Raw genomic sequence first — 15,383 nt, forward strand, 5'->3', positions numbered from 1 at the left:
CGAGGCCTCTGCGGCACGCGTACGAAGGAGACCGAGACCCATGGCGGAGCAGCGGGTGTACCTGGTGACCGGGGGCGGGACGGGCATCGGCGCCGCCACCGCCCGGCTGCTGCGCGAGGCGGGTCACCAGGTGGTGGTCTCCGGGCGCCGCCCCGAGCCGCTGCGGCTCGTGGCGGCGGAGTCCGGGGCGCTGCCCGTCCCGTCCGACATCGCCGACCCCGAGGCGGTGCGCGATCTGGTCGCCACGGCCGTCGCGGCGTACGGCCGCCTGGACGGGCTGGTGCTGAACGCGGGCGTCGGGCGCGGCGGAAGCGTGGGCTCGGTGACGCTGGAGGACTGGGAGTCGGTCATGCTGACCAACCTCACCGGCCCCTTCCACCTCCTGCGTGCCGCGCTGCCCCACCTCCTCGACGCCCGCGGCGCGGTGGTCGCGGTCGCCTCGGTCTCCGCCCTGCGCAACGGCGTCGGCAACGCCGCCTACGCCACCTCGAAGGCGGCCCTCCTCCAGCTGTGCCGCTCCCTCGCGGTGGACTACGGCCCGGCCGGCCTGCGGGCCAACACGGTCTGCCCGAGCTGGGTGCGCACCGACATGGCGGACCGGCGGATGAACCGCTTCGCGGAGGAGGCGGGGCTCGGCGAGGGCGGCGTCGACGCGGCGTACGAGGAGGCCACCCGCGTCCTGCCGGCGGGCCGTCCGGCCGAACCGCGCGAGGTCGCCGAGGCAGTCGCCTGGCTCCTCTCCCCCGCCGCCTCCTTCGTCAACGGCGCGACCCTGACGATCGACGGGGGAGCGACGGCCCTGGATCCCGGCACCCTGGCCTTCGACTTCCGCGTGGAGCCCCGGGACCCGCGCGGCTGAGGCGGCCCGGTCTCAGCCCGCGGTCAGGGTGCGGTCCAGGAGGGCGAGCAGCCGGTCCCAGTGGAGCTTCGCCCCGGTGGGGCTGAAGGCGTCGGTGTCGGCCATGGTGAAGCCGTGGACGGTGCCAGGGTAGACCTCGCAGGCGTCGCGGAGGCCCGTGGCGCCGAGCGACCGGTCGAGCGCCTCGGCGATCTCGGGCGTCATGTCCCCCTCGGCGATGCCGAGATGGACCTGGGCGGCGAGCCGGGGCAGGAGGCGGTGCGGGCTGTCGGGGGCGTCGGTGACCACGAAGCCCGGGTGGAACCCGGCGACCGCGGCCACCCGCTCCGGGTGCGCCGCCGCCGTGCGCAGCGCCAGCAGCGAGCCGATGCAGTAGCCGGTCACGGCGACCGCTCCGGCGCGGACCTCGGGCCGCTCGCCGAGGAAGGCGAGGTAGGCGCCGGCGTCCCTCAGGACCCGTTCAGCGGTGGTCTGTTCCTTGAGCAGGGGCATCAACTCGGCGATGACTGCCGGCCGGTTCGCCTCGTCGATGAACTCGGGAACGGGGAAGGCAGGTGCCGGCGCGTGCCGGTAGTAGAGGTTGGGGACGAGTACGCAGTACCCGTGCCCGGCCAGTTCGCGGGCCATGTCCTTCAGTACGGGCCGGAGGCCGAAGGCGTCCGGGTACATCAGCACCGCCGGGTGGCGGCCGCCGCCGTCGGGGAAGGCGGCGAAGGCGTCGGCGAGGCCGTCGGGGGTGGGGATCTGCACCATCGTGCCGTGCATGCGTGTCTCCGTGGTGTCGATGCGTCGATGAGTCGCTGCTGCGAGGAGTCGGTGGTCGACACGAGAGGGGCGGAGCGCGCGCGGCGGCGCGGACTCCGCGGTCGGACGGTGGGCGCGATCCGGCCCGCGCGGTGCTCAGCGGAGCACCGGGTCGCCGATCCGTGTGTGGCCCGAGGCCGTCCCGGTGGTCATCCCGCCACGGTAACCCGCATGGGCACCCCGCGTGACCCCGACGCCGGGGTGATCGTTGTCTCTCCGGGCGCCGTACGTGGTGGCCTCCCCTTCCCGTGATCGGAGCCACGTCGTGCGCGTCACAGACATCCGGCGGTGTGAGGTCCGGCCGGGCCGGCTCGTCGAGTGGACGCTCTCGGCGTCCACCGTCGAGAAGGCCTCCGGCCTGCCAGAGGACTCCCGCCCCCCGGCGTACCTCCAGGAAGCCCACCTGAGGACGTCCAGAAAGGTCCGTTCGGGCGGCCTGTTCGTGCCGACCTGGATCGGTGTCGCCTTCGACATCCCCGGGCGCGTCGACCTCGACGTCCTCGAAGACGCCCTGCGCCGCTGGACCTTGCGGCACGAGACGATGCGCAGCGGGTTCCGCTGGACCGCCGACGACGAGATGCGGCGCTTCACGCTCGCCCCCCGGGACGTGACCCTGCGCCGCGAGCCGATCGGCGACTTCCCCGATGGGACGATCCTGGCGCGGCACCTCCAGGACCGCTTCGACGTCGCCGCCGACTCGCTGGGCTGGCCCAACTTCCTGTACGCGGCGGTCGTCCGGGACGACGGCACCAGCGTCTACATGGCCTTCGACCACAGCAACGTCGACTCGTACTCCCTCCAGCGGGTGTCCGCCGAGGTCCACGAGCTCTACGCGGCGGGTGTCGAGCGGCGCACCCTGGAGGAGCCCAGCTACGGCAGTTACGTCGACTTCTGCGAGGTCGAGCGCGGGAACGCGGACCAGGTCGACGAGGAGCACGACATCGTCGCCCGGTGGCGGGAGTTCATCCGCCGGTGCGGCGGCCGGCTGCCGAGCTTCCCCGTGGAGCTCGGGCAGGATCCGCACGCCCTGACCCCCCAGGTGATGATGAGCGAGATGCTCGTCGACGCGGGTCCGGCCGCCGCGTTCGAGGCGTACTGCCGTCCCTACGGCGGCAGTCTGGTGGGTCTGCTGGCCGCCACGGGCCTCGTGGTCCACGAGCTCGGCGGGGCGCCCGTGTACCGCACGGTCGTGCCCTTCCACACCCGGGCGACGTCCAAGTGGTCCCAGTCCGTGGGCTGGTACGTCGGCGGAGCCCCGGTCGAACTGCCGGTGACCTCGGCGTCCGACTTCCCTGGCGCGCTGCGGATCGTGCGCGACCAGCTGCGGGCCAACCGGCGGCTGGCCCGCGTCCCGCTGCCCCGTGTGCTCGACCTGCTCGGCGACGACTTCCGCGCGACCTCGCCGGACCTGTACTCGATCCTCTCCTTCGTCGACGCCCGGGGGATCACGGGCTCCGAACACTGGGCGGAGTGGAAGACGTACGGCCTGGTGCGGGTCTCGTACGGCACCGAGGTCTGCGTCTGGGTCAACCGGCTCCACGAGGGACTGCACCTGGCGACCCGGCACCCCGACACCGACATCGCCCACAAGAACATGCGCCTGTACGTCGAGCGGCTGCGCGACTTCGTCCACGCGGTGGCCGCGGCCGGGCGCTGACCCCGCCGAAGGGGCGGGCCTCGCCGGGGGCCGGCCGATCGCGCCCGGCGCTCAGGCGAGATCCGTCAGTTCGTCCGCGAAGACCTGCGACAGCGGTTGCGGGCCCACGTACTGCTGGCAGTTGCACTGCCCGGGCTCGTACCGCAGGGGCTTCTTGTTCTCGTCCCAGGCCGTCGGGACCTCGACCCGCTCGTGGCAGCGGCCCTGCTTGTCGTGCTTGGCCAGGTGGTGCGTGCAGCCGCACACCGGCTCGGGGGTCTTGTGGGACGCCTCCAGTGCCAGTCTTTCCTGCTTCGCGGCTTCCAGGATCTCCATCTTGCGTTCGTGGCGGTTCCGCAGTGCGGTGCGGATGCCGTCGGCCGCCCATGCGAAGCCGCCCGTCCAGAACAGGATGAGAATCAACCAGACCCAGTTCATGTACTGCCCCTTCCCCCCGGGTTCACCACGTCAGGATAGGACGCTCGTTCAGGCGGCGGACCGGGTGGCGGCGGTCGCCCCGGCGGGCCAGTGGCGGTGCAGGACGTCGATGTGGAAGTCGTGGGTGTGGTGCTGTCCGGCGCCCGCGAGGTGCGGGTGGTCGCGGGGCAACTCGGGATGGGCGTGGGGCAGTTCGGCCGGGTCGGTGCGGGGCCACAGGCGTACGGCGACCGCGGTGCCGGCGAGTGCGATCAGCGTCAGGGCCCCGGCCGCGACGGCCGGGTCGGCCCGGGCGGCGAGCCAGCCGGCCAGCGGGTAGGTGAGGAGCCAGCAGGCGTGGGTCAGCGAGAACCGGGCAGCGAACGCGGCCGGCAGGTCGGGTGCCGAGGCCGAGCGGCGCACCAGCCGGCCCCCGGGGGTGAGGACCGCCGAGCTCGCCGCCCCGATGAGCAGCCAGGTCGCGAGGAGCGCGGGCCACGCCCAGGCGCTCCGCGCGGGGCCGGCCGCCAGGGCGGTCGCGAAGAGTCCGAGCACCCCGGTCAGGGCGAAGGCGGCCGGCAGCATGAGGGCGCGGTCCCCGACCCGGCCGAGCACACGGGGCAGCAGCAGGGCCACGAGCATGGAGCCGGCCCCGTACGCGCCGAGGGCGAGCGACACGTCGCCGGCCGAGCCGTCGAGGCGGCCGCGGACGAGGCTCACCGTGTTCACGAGGACCATGGCGCCCACGGCGGCCACGACGAGGTCGAGGGCGAGCAGGGCGCGCAGGCGCGGGGTGGCGAGGAACAGCCGCGTGCCGAAGGCGGCCTTGGCGTAGACGCCGCCGGTGCGCTCGACCGGCCGGGGCCTGGGCAGCAGGACGGAGACGACCAGGACGCCGGAGGCGACGAAGCCCGCGGCGGTGCCGGTGAAGAGCCACCGGTAGGAGATCAGGGACAGGAGCGCCGCGGCGAGCGCGGGGCTGAAGAGGCTCTCCAGGTCGTACGCGAGCCGGGAGAGCGACAGCGCCCTGGTGTAGTCCTCTTCCCGGGGCAGCACCTCGGGGACGGTCGCCTGGAAGGTCGGGGTGAAGGCGGCGGAGGCGGCCTGGAGCAGCAGGATCAGCGCGTACACCTGCCAGACCTGGGTCACGAACGGCAGGGTCAGCGCGACGCCGGCGCGGACCAGGTCCGTGGAGACCAGCAGCGCCCGCCTGGGTACGCGGTCGGCGAAGGCACTGATCAGCGGTGCGATCCCCACGTACGCCACCATCTTGATCGCGAGGGCCGTGCCGAGGACCGCGGACGCGTCGCCGCCCGCGATGTCGTAGGCGAGCAGGCCCAGCGCCACGGTCGCCAGACCGGTGCCGACCAGGGCCACGACCTGGGCGGTGAAGAGGTGGCGGTAGGTGCGGTTCCTCAGGACGGACAGCATGCACGGCATCCCTCGGTCGGCTGCGGGTCCTCTCACCGTAGCCGACGCGTGCATGATTGCGCACCTATTGACTTGTCGCGCGCCCCCTCCCCCGGTCAGTCGTGCCAGGGCTCCCCCGTGACCTGGTGGTCGGCGTGGCTGATGGCCTCCACGACCATGCGCTTCATGTGCCCGTCCGGCAGGGAGTAGACCACCCGGCGCCCCTCCTTGCGGGACTCCACCAGACCCCCCAGGCGCAGTTTGGCCAGGTGCTGGCTCACGGCGGGCCTGGCGGCGCCGACCGCCTCCGCCAGGGCGGTCACGTCCGCCTCCCCCCGCGACAGCAACCACACGAGGTGCAGCCGCGTGGGGTCCGCGAGCATGGCGAAGACCCGCGCCGCCGCCGTCAGCTCGCGGGCCCCCGGCGTCTGCTGGTGCGCACGGGTCGCGGAGGAGGGCGCGTCGCTTGGAGACATGACGCCATCGTAGGCGCGCGGGGCGCACGGGCTTCCTCAGGACGGGTCCGCCGGCCCGTCCCGCGCCTGCCGCATCAGCGCGGATCCGGGACGTCCGCCCCGGTCGGCTCTCGCGGCCCTACCCCTCCGCGAGGACGACGATCGCGTCCGCGGGCCCGAGGGTGACGGGGGCGGTCTTCGAGGGGTTGAGGAAGATCCCGTAGTGGGGCGGGGTCTCGCCGTGGCGGGCGAGGCGGTAGCCGATCGCGGTCTCGCCCTCCCGGCGGGCCGCCTCGACGATGGTCGCGAAGTCGGCCTGTGCGCCGAGGACGACGTAGTCCGAGGCCGGCTTGAGGTAGATCTCCGAGCCCTCCGGGTTGAAGAGGTCGGTGAAGACCTCGTACAGGTCCCGGTTCTCGCTCAGCTGGGTCAGCAGCAGGCTGATCACCTTGGTGCTGACGATGAAGTCGTCGGCCTTGGTCACCTGGGCGACCTCGCGGTTGGCGTCGTCGTTCATCTCCGTGACGATCGAGTACGGGTCGCCGAGACGCACCTCGATGTCCCGCAGGTGGAGCAGGGTCACGAGCGTCCGGTCGTCGGCCGGGCCGGGCGCGATCGTGTCGTCGGAGAGCACGACGATGTGCTGGTAGGCGCCCAGGTCCAGGGTCTCCAGCGAGGACCTGCGGGTCGGTTCGCAGTACTTGTAGCCCACGGTGAGGTTCACCGTCGGCTGCTCCAGCGCGGAGTCCGGGCGGCGGGGCGCGGCGACGTCGAGGGTGGAGCCGGGCCGGACGAAGCTGTCGAGGAGCGTGACGAGCCTGCCCGTACGGGAGTTCTCGCCGATGAGGAGGGTGCGGTCGAGCCGTGGCGGCTCGGCCGGCGCCGAGGTGATGGCCGACTCGACGATCCGGGGAGGGGTCCGGGCGAGCCGGATGAGCAGGTCGTCCTGGGCGATCACGAGCAGCTCGTCGCCCGGCTCGATGAGCGTGTCCATGGGCGGGTTGACGAGTACGGTGCCGTCCGCCCGCCGCAGTCCGGCCGGGGCGCCGACCTCGTAGGCCCCCAGCGCCGTCCCGTACGTGGAACCGACGAGGGCGGGCTCCTGGCGGAGGTAGAACTCGTTGCCGACGAAGCTCAGCAGCTCGTTGAAGACGCCCGACAGACCGGTCTGGCGGTGTGCCTGGGCGATGAGGCGTACGGCGACGTCCTCGGCGTCGATGACCAACGCGCCCTCGCCCGCGGCCAGTCGGGCCGCGGCGATGTTGTCCGAGTCGTGCACGGCGGCGACGATGTCCGGCCGGTCGCCCCGCCACTGCCGGGAGTTCAGCAGCAACAGGACCTTGATGACCTCGACGTCCTTCTCCTCGCCGGCCGACGGCAACACCATGATCGACTTGGCCGTGTCGGGACTGACCAGTTCCAGGTCGGTCCGCACGAGCGGGTTGCCGGAGCGGCAGATGACGCGAGTGCTCTTGGTGTCCGGGATCCTGGCCCGGATGGCGTCCTCCATGGACACCTTGTCGCGGTCCGCGAGGACCACCACGCACGAGCGCCGTTCGCTCTGGTTCGCCTCCACGAGCTCCGCGATGACCGTGAAGACCTGGTCCGACCAGCCGAGGACGACGGTGTGGCCGCGTTCCATGATCTGCGACCGGCCCTTGCGGAGCTCGTGGATCCGCTGGTTCAGGCCGGTCGTCAGGACACCGATCAGGGCGCTGACGAGGAAGATGCCGCCGACCGTCACCGCCAGCATGAGGCCCAGGAAGACCGGACTTCCGGTGTCGCCGCCCATGGTGCCGGCGTCGAGCGTGCGCAGCAGGCTCATCCACGCCACGCCGAACCAGCCGCCGTTGTCCTCGGCGTCTGTGTCGGTGAACAGCACGACCAGGGTCGAGGCGAGCGCGATGAGCAGCACCGAGGCCAGCGCCAGCCAGCTGATGAGCGCCGGCGTTCCCCGGTCCATCGTCCCGTCGAACCAGTACCGAAACCGGGTCCGCAGCCTGTCGCGCGCCACCGATGCCCCCGCCCCACGCCATCCGTCGTCTTCGTCGCTCACGCGGGCGGTTCCCATGGCCCCGACCCGGCACGGGTGATCATTCTTTCAGACCCACGGACGAGGACGGCCAGGCGATCGACGCGCCTTTGCCCATCCCCCTTTCCCGGTGCGCCGGTTGGTCACCGGCGTTCCCCGCTCCCGCCCCTCGCGGCGCGTTGATCCGCTGTCTACCGCCCCGGGCGACGCTGCATCCGCACGGCACGCCGACGGGCGGCGGCAGCGCGGGCTGCGACGCCGCCGGGGCGTACCGGCACCGGCAACCGCCGGCCAAGGACGCAACGGGAAAAGGAGTCTCCCTTGAGAACACGCCCGACCACCCTCGCGCTCGCGGTAGCAGCCGTGAGCCTGTCCCTCGCGCTGCCCTCGCAGGCATCCGCCGCGGAGCCCCCGACCGCTCCGGCCTCCGTCCAGCCGCGCGCCGCCGGCGGGGCCGGCGGCGCCTACGCCGACGCCAGGACCGGGGACGCCCAGCAGCGCGCCTTCTGGAAGCGGCACGACGACGACGGCACCTTCCGTCCGTTCCGCGGTGCGCTGCCGGACTGGAAGCCCCAGGCCCAGCGCCCCGCGCCCCGCGGCACCGGACGCGTGGTCCAGGCGCCGCCCACCGCGCCCACGGCACGGGGGGAAGGCCGGCTCGCGGCCGGCTCACCGGCTGAGGAGCGCCTGCGGGCCACCACCGGGCGCATCCGCATCGCCTGGCCCGACGCCGCCAACCCGGGTACGTGGTGGATCAGCGCATGCACCGGCAACGTCATCACCAGCGCGAACAAGGACGTGATCGCCACCGCGCGGCACTGCATACCCCACGACGCCCAGGGCAGGATCAACTCCCAGGCCGAGTACGAGTTCACGCCGGGGTACTGGAAGGACGCCGACGGCACGGAGCACGCCCCGTACGGCAAGTGGACGCTCCGCTCCCTCGGCGTCGTCGGCGACTTCACGACCGGCACGCAGACCAACGACTCGGCGTTCCTCGCGCTCAACCCCCGGGGCGGCGTCCACGTCCAGGACGCCGTCGGCTCCTCCGGCTACCGGTTCGGCATCAGCGCCCTGCCCGGCCGGGTGGTGATCGCGGGCATCCCGGCCGCCGACAACCAGTTCCACACCTGTGCGAAGCAGCCCTACTGGGGCCCGGACACCCCGCCGCAGATCCTGGGCAGCGGCGGCCCCTGCACCGGTGCCGACGACCTGTCCGGCGGTGCGAGCGGCGGGCCGCTCCTCGACGGCGACACCTTCGACGGCGGCCCCACGCAGATCGGCGACTACTCCGGCAGCCTCGGATCGGCCCCCGCGGCGGCGGTCTGGCGGGACGCGGCCTTCTCCGTGTTCGACTCCCTCCAGGGCAACGGCGGTGCGCCGGCGCACGACCGGATCACCACGCTCACCAACGCGAACGCGAACCTCGCCGACCTCTACGGCTACGACACCGCCAACGGCGCGGCGGTGTACGGGTACCACGCCACGGGTGGCGAGAACCAGCGGTGGCACCTGTGGGACAAGGGCAACGGCTACTTCCTGATCGAGAACCGCTACACGGAGACCCACGGTCTCACCCTCGCGAACGCCCGCGTCCTGGACTACAACTTCTCCAACGGCACCGCCTGGTCCCACCAGGTCAACGGCACCGGCTCCGACAACCAGCTCTGGCGCTTCCGCGCCACTCCCGGCCGCCCGGGCTGGTTCACGATCCGGAGCAAGCAGGGCGACTACTGCCTCACCGCCCCGAACGGCGAGGGGAGCCTGACCGTCGGCTCGTGCACCACGGCCGACGGCCTCGACTCGATGCAGTGGAAACTCCAGTAGCAACCGCACCCCCATCCGCACGGGCACGTGCGGCTGTGCGAAGGGCCCCGTCGGACGATCCGGCGGGGCTCCTCGGGTCCGGCGCGTGGCGGGCCCGTGTCACCGGCGGACGCGATTCATATCGAAACCGCCCAGAGCGTCGGCGGCGTACGTGCGAAGCCTTTCGTCGACCCCGGGGTTGTTGCCCCACGCGGCCAGGAACCGCAAGCCGGCGGCCCGATGGCCGTCCAGCATGGCCAGGGAACGCGCGGCGAGGACTCGGGAGTCCGGGTGGGCCGTGGGGTCCGCGGCAAAGGCCGAGAGGAGTTCAGCCGAGCCTTCTGCGCCGTACTCCGCCAGCCTGCAGGCCGCGGTGACCCGGTCCCACACCTGGACTCCGCCGTCCTGGGCGATGTCCAGAAGCAGGCCGACGCCGTCCTCGCGGTGCCCGTCCAGCGCGGCCAGGGCCGTGGCCGCGGCCATGCGGTGGTGCGCCTCCATGGTGGTGTCGGCCGCGAAGGCGCCGAGTGGACGGGCGGCCTCGGCATGGTGGGCGGTGGAGCGTGCCAGGAGGAGGAGCGCGCGCAGCCGGTTGCTCGGATGGATCCGGCCGGTCACGACGGGCAGGACCAGCTCTGCGGCCGCCTCCTCGTCCACCTCGGCCAGTACCTCGGCGGCCGTCAGGTGGGAGTGGCTTCCCGGCAGCGACTCGCGGGCCAGTTCCCTGAGCAAGCGGGCGGCTCGATCCTGCCGGCCGGCCACCCTTGCGAGGGCCGCGGCAGCCTTCGCCCGGTCGTCGGGGGGCGTGGTGCGGGCTCCCGCCAACGCGGTGAGCAGCCCCACTCCGTCCTCCCGGTGACGCCCGTCCATCTCGGAGAGGTACCGGGCAGCGGTGACGGAGCCGTACTGAGCGAGGTGGAGCAGCAGTGCGGCACCGGACTCGCGGTGCCGGTCCAGCTCGGTGAGCCGCTGGGCGGCCGTGCAGCGGAGGCCGTCGTGGGTCCCCGGGTCCATGGCGCACTCGGTGAGCAGCCGCACCCCGAGGTCGCCATGACTGCCCAGCCGGGCCAGCCCCTGGGCGACGCCGAGAACGAGGTACGTGTCGGGTGCCACATCCTCGAGGAGGTGGAGGAGCAGCGTGGCCCCGTCCCCCTCGTGACCGTCGAGACCGGCCAGGATCTCGGCGGCCCAGGTGCGGTGGTCCGGTTGCAGGGCGCGGTCACCGGCGAGTCGCGCCAGCAGCCGCGCGCCGTCGTCGAAGTGGCCCTCCAGTTCCGCGAGGTACCAGGCGGCCTCCACCCGGCTTCCGTCGCCCACAGCCGGGCTGTTCGCGCATGCGGTGAGCCACCGTGCGACCTTCTCGCGCGGAAGGCTGCTGCCGAGCTGGATCTGGGCCTTGAGCAGGTGGTATCCGCCGGCGTCGGCGGACCCGAACAGGTCCTCCAGGGCGCGCAGCGTGGCCGCTGCCGTCGGCCGTTCCGCCGACAGCAGCGCGTCGAGCAGGAAGCCCAGGTAGGACGGTTCCAGGCCCAGCGGGTCAAGGGACTCGCCGGTCGGCGTACGCCGACCGGCCCGGCGCAGTCTGTCGCGCAGCCGGCGCCCGGGGAACAGCCGGTCGAAGAGCAGCGCGCGGGCCCGCGGGTCGCGGGTGGCGTGACGGGCGGCGTGGTACTCCAGGAGCGTGCGGTGCAGGAACTCGACGTCGTCGCCCTGCCCGGCCAGCAGGCCGCTGGCTCGCAGCAGCGAGGCCAGCAGCGCCTCCCACAGGGGTGCTTTGACCTTGTCCGGGCGGCGGGCGTCCGGGTGCGCGGCGAGGATCGCGGTGGCCGGAGCCCGGTTCCCGCCGATCCTTTCGTGGGCCAGGTGGTCGATGAGGACGGGCAGGTGTCCCCGGGCGCGCTCGGCGGCCGTCTCGACGGTGCGGCGGTCCTCCGGGATCTGGTAGCGGTCGACCAGGGTGCGGATGGCACGGTCGTGCAGGTCGCCGACGCCCTTGTGGACGTTCTCCTCGTAGAGCAGTTCGACGAAGGAGCGGAACACCCCCGCCCGGCCGTCGGGCAGGGGGCGGTCGGTGTCGGCCTCGTACAGCTGGCACAGCATGGCGGTCATCAGGGGGATGCGGGCCAGCTCCTCCAGCCGGGTGCGGCGGATGCCGTCCAGGAACGCCCGGACGTGGCGGTCGGCGTCGGGAAGCGCGTGCAGACGCTTCCGTACGTAGCTGCGCACGTCGGCGTCCGTGAAGGGCTCCAGCGTGAAGTGGCCGGCGGCGCGGGGCAGCCGGTCGAGTTCGCCGCCGGGAAGGGGGCGGGTCGCGACGAGGAACCGGTACGGGGTGTCCGCCTTGCCGGCTTCGCGGGCGAGGCGGTCGAGAAGGGACAGCCGGGCCGTCCGGTCGGGCAGCTCGTCCACGCCGTCGACCATGACCACCCACCGGGCGCCGGGACGCGGGGGACGGCGGAAGAAGTCCTCGGTCAACGCCTCGCTCAGCCCGTACGGTCCGTACTCCTCCGTCACCGCGTGGGCCAGGGCGGGCGCCAGCAGGGGCGCGCCGAGCAGCTCGCCGGCCCGGATCAGCACCGGAAAGCCGATGGCCGCGGCGTCCCCGTCGGCCGCCTCCGCGAGCAGGCGCCGGGAGGCGGACAGCAGATGGTGCCGCAGCAGCGTCGACTTGCCCTGGCCCGGCCCGGCCAGCAGGACCCGGATCGGATCGCCGCCGGCGAAGACGTGGTCGGCGGCCACGGGGGCTCGCGCGGCCCGGACGGTGGCGCGCCGCGGCACGTAGACGTCGGCCAGTGACGGCGCGTCGGGCGCCGGCGCCATCCCGGGGTGCGGCAGTTGGTCCGCCGCCGCCCCGACGGCTCGCAGATACGGCCCGAGCCGCGGGTCGGGTCCCTCCGCTCGGGTGGCGAGGTGACCGTCCCCCGCCTCCGGCGCGGAGGAGTGACCGGAGGCGTAGTACGTGAAGTGGTCGGCGTGCCCGACCGCGATTCCCCCCGTGGTGGCCGAGATGACCGTGTCTGCCGTGACGCGCGGGGCCTGACCGTCTCCGAGCCCGCTCAGCCCTGCTGCGGACCCGGCTGCGGAGGGGTCGTGACGGTGACGTTCCCCATCTGCACCGCTGCCGCGGAGCCGTGATCGGCGCGGACGTCCACGTCGCCGTGGATGACCGGGCCGCCGGCGGGCGCCTGAGCTCCGTCCGTCGGGGCGTGCGTCGCCAACAGGTCCCGCAGGATCTCGGCGGCCTCCTCGCGCTCGGCGTCGCTCAGATTCTCCAGCGCCTGCTCGAAGCGCGCCTGCCAGGCCCCTTGCTGCCTGCTGCGCACACCACTCCGCTCGTCGTCCGGTGCCGCTTCCAGGGCGGCCGCACTCCGGTCGAGCCGTTCCAGCTCGACGCGCCGCCGATCCCCGTCACCCCCGGCGAACCACTGCGCGACCGCCTGCTGCAGCCCCTGCCACGCGCTGGTCCCGGCCGCCTGAACGACCGCAGCCCCGCCGGCCGCAGCCAGCGCGGCCAGTCCCTCCGCCAACATCCAACCGACCCCGTCCGTAACCGTGTTCGACGGACAGGACGCTAGCGCACCACACGGCCCGGCACCTCGCCTTCCACGGGATCCCCACCGGGCGGTGCCCGTCGGGTCCGGCGGAGGCCCCGGCATGGCCGAAGACCCGCTTTCCAGGCTCGTACCGCCGTCTCGACCATGGCGTCGTGTCCTCAACCGATACCGCCGGGTTCCTGGAACGACAAGATCAGCTCCGTGTACGCCCCGTGCTAGAAGCCACGGCGCAGGCGCCCGCTCCGCGAACGTGATCGCGTTCGCGGGGCGGGCGGAGATCGCTCGGAACCTCGGCCACCACCGGGCCGATGGCGTCCCGTCAGGGTCGAGGCCGTGGCGCGCTCGCAGCCAGGCGACGGCGTGAGCCGACGGGCACCGTACCCGGCGCCCCCGAAGGGCGGCGGGGGCACGGGCGAGGGGCCGGGGTGTGCCCTCTCGGGGCTGGGCAGGTGGGCAGGGGTCGCGGGAGCATCGGGGCAGGGGCCGGCATCGTCGATCGGGAGGCGACTCGTGCGCGCGAAAGCCAGGGGACGGGACAGTGCGTCCGAGGGTCGGGGCGTCGAGGGTGACCGTACGGACGCGGCCGCGGCCCGCGCCGTCCGCTCGGCCGGGACCCGGCCAGGAGCCATGTCGCCCGCTCGGGCGGCGGAGTTGCAGGCGTCCGTCGGGAACTCCGCCGTGGCGCGCGCGGTCCAGCGTGAAAGGGAGCCCCATCCGCACGACGCCGACCGCTCCCCCGCGCGTCCCCTCGTCCACGACGTGCTCCGGCGTCCCGGCCGGCCCCTGGCCGAGCCCTTGCGTGCGGAGATGGAGGCCCGCCTCGGTGCGGACTTCTCCGATGTGCGGGTGCACACGGGGGCGACGGCCCAGCGGTCCGCCGCCGAGATCGGGGCCCGTGCGTACACCTCAGGCCGTGACGTGGTGATCGGGGCGGGGGGCGGTGACAAGCACACCCTCGCCCACGAGTTGACGCATGTGATCCAGCAGCGGAGCGGCCCCGTGTCCGGCACGGACAACGGTTCCGGACTGTCGCTCTCCGACCCGTCGGACGCGTTCGAGCGGGCGGCCGAGGCCAACGCCGTACGGGTCATGGCCCGCCCGGCGCCCGACGCCCGGCCCCTGGAGCGGGCAGCGCCTGCGGGGCGGCCGGCCGCGGCCGTGCAGCGGATGCTGGGCTTCGAGACGGAGGTCAGCCTGCCCGTGGAGGACGCGCGGGGGGAGAAGTACGAGGGCGACACCGACCTGGCGAAGAGCACCGCGGAGGACTTCAAGGTCGTCTCCGACAAGCGCGCCCTGATCGACGGGAGCGGGTACTCGAACCTGGAGTTCGTCACCGGGGCGGTCAGGGTGGTCGGCTCGATGAGCGAGGCGGGACCGGAGCGGCTCGACCGGCTCGTCGACGAGATCAGGACGGTCCGCGACGCCTTCTACCGGGCGGCCGACAAGACGCCCCTCGCGGACATGGCGCTGGAGCTCGAAATCCTGCCCGAGGGCACCGGGGCCCGCGTCGCCCCGGACCTCGGATACGCGGAGCACGCCGGGCAACCGGGGCTGGGCGACGGCCTTTTCGTGCACTACTCGGTCGGCGTGCCGCTGGCCGGCATGCCCTTGTTCTTCGACCACCTGCGGGCCTCCGCGCCCAACGTGCCGGGGGCGCCGAACCGCCGCGCCCGGTTCCGGTTCACGCAGGCCAAGGACTTCGCCGCGAACGTCGTGGAGATGTACGAGCAGGGCCAGGGCGCCGCGAAGAAGCGCAAGCGGCTGGACACGGACGCCCTCGACGGCTACTGCCAGCTGTTCTTCATGCAGGTCGCGGCGGTGGCGGACTACCTCGCCGAGAACACCGACCGCGGGCAGATCAAGAACCTGACGGCCGTGCTGTCCCGCTCCAGGCTCTCGGACGTGCGCGCTCTCCTCGACCCCGGGTTCCAGCGCTTCCTCTCCGACCGGCGCGAGGACGTCCTCGACGTGCTCGCCGGCTACCAGGAGGACTCCGGGGAGGGAACGCAGCTGGAGTTCCGCGAGAACGCCACCCGGCAGATCGACGGCGACGAGGTGTCCCTGCTCTCCTTCGCCATGTCGACGCTCAAGGGCGATCCCCCGGTGGACCAGCAGAGCGTCTTCGGCGGCATGAACCAGATCGCACCGCACGAGGAGGAGGGCGCCATGATGGTCCCCTTCGAGATCCGCACGATGGGCGCCATGATGAAGACCTGGGACGACCTGAAGGCCGAGCTGCGGGACCTCGCCCAGTGGGCCGAGGAGGCGTACCAGCACGAGCGGGCCCGGGCCGGGGCGACGAGTCGGCGCCGTACCGGCACCGGTTCCGGCAACAGGTGAGGGGGCGAGGTTCCCCCGGGTGTGCCCTTCGGGGCCTGGTGCCGGTCCCGCACCCGGCGTAGGCAGGAGA

General features: G+C 73.3%; 11 protein-coding genes. 4 read left to right on the forward strand and 7 right to left on the reverse strand.

Annotated features, from left to right (window positions below; all coding sequences use genetic code 11):
- Positions 1 to 40 precede the first annotated feature (40 nt).
- Positions 41 to 859 carry an SDR family NAD(P)-dependent oxidoreductase gene (locus ACH414_RS18390; RefSeq protein WP_398942454.1) on the forward strand — a complete coding sequence of 273 codons (819 nt, stop codon included), beginning with the start codon at positions 41 to 43 and terminating at the stop codon, positions 857 to 859.
- Between the two features lie 12 nt (positions 860 to 871).
- Here the strand turns inward: ACH414_RS18390 and ACH414_RS18395 are convergent, their stop codons facing one another.
- Positions 872 to 1,624, reverse strand: coding sequence for a dienelactone hydrolase family protein (locus ACH414_RS18395; RefSeq protein ID WP_386566721.1), 753 nt, complete (start codon positions 1,622 to 1,624; stop codon positions 872 to 874).
- Between the two features lie 304 nt (positions 1,625 to 1,928).
- On the opposite strand from ACH414_RS18395, the gene ACH414_RS18400 reads away from it, so the two are divergent.
- The gene (locus ACH414_RS18400) at positions 1,929 to 3,320 is read left to right on the forward strand and encodes a condensation domain-containing protein (protein WP_398942456.1); all 1,392 of its coding nucleotides are present in this window, start codon (positions 1,929 to 1,931) and stop codon (positions 3,318 to 3,320) included.
- 51 nt (positions 3,321 to 3,371) lie between these two features.
- On the opposite strand, the gene ACH414_RS18405 is transcribed toward ACH414_RS18400, so the two are convergent.
- The 4 genes from ACH414_RS18405 to ACH414_RS18420 all read right to left on the reverse strand — a co-directional run bounded on the left by ACH414_RS18405 (position 3,372) and on the right by ACH414_RS18420 (position 7,637).
- Positions 3,372 to 3,737, reverse strand: coding sequence for a hypothetical protein (locus tag ACH414_RS18405; protein ID WP_382533756.1), 366 nt, complete (start codon positions 3,735 to 3,737; stop codon positions 3,372 to 3,374).
- A 48-nt stretch (positions 3,738 to 3,785) separates the two neighbouring features.
- Complete coding sequence (locus ACH414_RS18410; protein WP_398942458.1) at positions 3,786 to 5,147, reverse strand: MFS transporter; 1,362 nt, start codon at positions 5,145 to 5,147, stop codon at positions 3,786 to 3,788.
- Between the two features lie 95 nt (positions 5,148 to 5,242).
- Positions 5,243 to 5,602 carry an ArsR/SmtB family transcription factor gene (locus ACH414_RS18415; protein ID WP_382533752.1) on the reverse strand — a complete coding sequence of 120 codons (360 nt, stop codon included), beginning with the start codon at positions 5,600 to 5,602 and terminating at the stop codon, positions 5,243 to 5,245.
- A gap of 118 nt (positions 5,603 to 5,720) precedes the next feature.
- Positions 5,721 to 7,637 carry a potassium transporter TrkA gene (locus tag ACH414_RS18420; protein ID WP_398942459.1) on the reverse strand — a complete coding sequence of 639 codons (1,917 nt, stop codon included), beginning with the start codon at positions 7,635 to 7,637 and terminating at the stop codon, positions 5,721 to 5,723.
- A gap of 297 nt (positions 7,638 to 7,934) precedes the next feature.
- Between ACH414_RS18420 and ACH414_RS18425 the strand changes: the two genes are divergently transcribed.
- A complete protein-coding gene (locus tag ACH414_RS18425) occupies positions 7,935 to 9,440 on the forward strand; it encodes an RICIN domain-containing protein (protein WP_398942461.1) in 1,506 nt (501 codons plus the stop codon).
- A gap of 99 nt (positions 9,441 to 9,539) precedes the next feature.
- Here ACH414_RS18425 and ACH414_RS18430 read toward each other — a convergent pair whose 3' ends face one another.
- Entirely contained in the window at positions 9,540 to 12,239 is a 2,700-nt protein-coding gene (locus ACH414_RS18430; RefSeq protein WP_398942463.1) for an NACHT domain-containing protein, read from the reverse strand.
- Positions 12,240 to 12,475: 236 nt separating this feature from the next.
- Positions 12,476 to 12,949 carry a hypothetical protein gene (locus ACH414_RS18435; RefSeq protein WP_382533745.1) on the reverse strand — a complete coding sequence of 158 codons (474 nt, stop codon included), beginning with the start codon at positions 12,947 to 12,949 and terminating at the stop codon, positions 12,476 to 12,478.
- 651 nt (positions 12,950 to 13,600) lie between these two features.
- On the opposite strand from ACH414_RS18435, the gene ACH414_RS18440 reads away from it, so the two are divergent.
- Positions 13,601 to 15,313 (forward strand): DUF4157 domain-containing protein, encoded by a 1,713-nt coding sequence (locus tag ACH414_RS18440; protein ID WP_398942464.1) that lies wholly within the window; start codon positions 13,601 to 13,603, stop codon positions 15,311 to 15,313.
- Positions 15,314 to 15,383 lie beyond the last annotated feature (70 nt).

Origin of the sequence: Streptomyces sp. NPDC020422, assembly GCF_044386705.1 — a bacterium.
GTDB lineage: Bacteria > Actinomycetota > Actinomycetes > Streptomycetales > Streptomycetaceae > Streptomyces.

What these genes read in the sequence shown, in the direction of transcription:
- ACH414_RS18390 (WP_398942454.1), top strand. Translation starts at nt 41, where the DNA reads ATGGCGGAGCAGCGGGTGTACCTGGTGACCGGGGGCGGGACGGGCATC.
- ACH414_RS18405 (WP_382533756.1), bottom strand. Translation starts at nt 3,737, where the DNA reads ATGAACTGGGTCTGGTTGATTCTCATCCTGTTCTGGACGGGCGGCTTC.
- ACH414_RS18430 (WP_398942463.1), bottom strand. Translation starts at nt 12,239, where the DNA reads ATGGCGCCGGCGCCCGACGCGCCGTCACTGGCCGACGTCTACGTGCCG.
- ACH414_RS18415 (WP_382533752.1), bottom strand. Translation starts at nt 5,602, where the DNA reads ATGTCTCCAAGCGACGCGCCCTCCTCCGCGACCCGTGCGCACCAGCAG.
- ACH414_RS18435 (WP_382533745.1), bottom strand. Translation starts at nt 12,949, where the DNA reads ATGTTGGCGGAGGGACTGGCCGCGCTGGCTGCGGCCGGCGGGGCTGCG.
- ACH414_RS18395 (WP_386566721.1), bottom strand. Translation starts at nt 1,624, where the DNA reads ATGCACGGCACGATGGTGCAGATCCCCACCCCCGACGGCCTCGCCGAC.
- ACH414_RS18410 (WP_398942458.1), bottom strand. Translation starts at nt 5,147, where the DNA reads ATGCTGTCCGTCCTGAGGAACCGCACCTACCGCCACCTCTTCACCGCC.
- ACH414_RS18440 (WP_398942464.1), top strand. Translation starts at nt 13,601, where the DNA reads ATGTCGCCCGCTCGGGCGGCGGAGTTGCAGGCGTCCGTCGGGAACTCC.